General features: G+C 46.2%; 1 protein-coding gene. It reads right to left on the bottom strand.

The genetic code is table 11. The features are described from left to right. On the bottom strand, nucleotides 1-810 hold an 810-nt coding region (locus R7P74_RS25095), incomplete at its 3' end, for an alpha-galactosidase (RefSeq protein ID WP_318123356.1). Nucleotides 811-993 lie beyond the last annotated feature (183 nt).

Here is a 993-nt window from a genome sequence, read left to right as displayed (position 1 = left end):
CGCAGGCTTTTTGCCTTTTGCGCGAATGTTTTGAATCAGCTCCTTCACACCGCCAGAGAATTTATCCGACGGCGTAAGCCAATCCCCCATGAACGCTTGATAGCCATCATCCAGAAGTACCCATTCTAGGTCTTCGAGCTTGTCTTGCATGCAATCGACATTTTCTAAAACATTTTGCTCGGTCACATCGGCATAGTACGCATACCAAGAACACCAGCCTATCGGTGCATCCTGCGTAACACCGTTGCGAATAGGATGATGCGCGGCAATCATCTCGCTGAACTCTTGATACAGATCGGATAGCGAGTTGCCAGTTAAAATCGTAATGGACTCAAGTTGATTGTGTTCCCAATCCGCCACTTGCGTGTGTTCACCATCAATTGCTGCGGTCAGTATCCACTGCCCATTTCGCTGTTGTATATCAAAGTAACCAGCAAATCGACGGCACGTCGTGAAGCCAAACAAGGTGTAACCAGCAGAATCCTCAATCACTAGATAGTTGTAGTAACGCTTAGGTGCATGTTGCGAGTACACACGGTATGGGGGAATGTTGTCGGGGCATCGACCTATTTCAATAGGATGCGTGATCGTTCCTGACGTTTGCGCCAACATTTGAAAACCATCACCAATCACGTTGGCTTCGTGCTCGTATAGAAACGGCATTTCGAACAGCACCTCACGGTCAGTAAAGGTTTTGTTGTTAAGCCCAGAGAAAGAGAAATGGGCTTGATTACCAATCACATCCACGTGCAGATCGTTATCGATGATCGTCATTTCGGAATGGTTGGCTAACTGAATGGTCTGAGCCATATTGCATCTACTCACTGATTATTATTGTTCTGTGTCCAATTGACCCCACGATGCTTGGTTGCGCGTGAAGCCTTTTGAATATGACTTCATTATCCTGTGAATGATGCGAGCAATTCGTTATTTTCGTCACGAATCCATGCACTCTGACGCTCAAAAACGGTTATTGAGATAACGCTCACTGAA

This window comes from Vibrio sp. 2033 (assembly GCF_033339735.1).
This window is presented reverse-complemented; position numbering and strand designations above follow the sequence as displayed.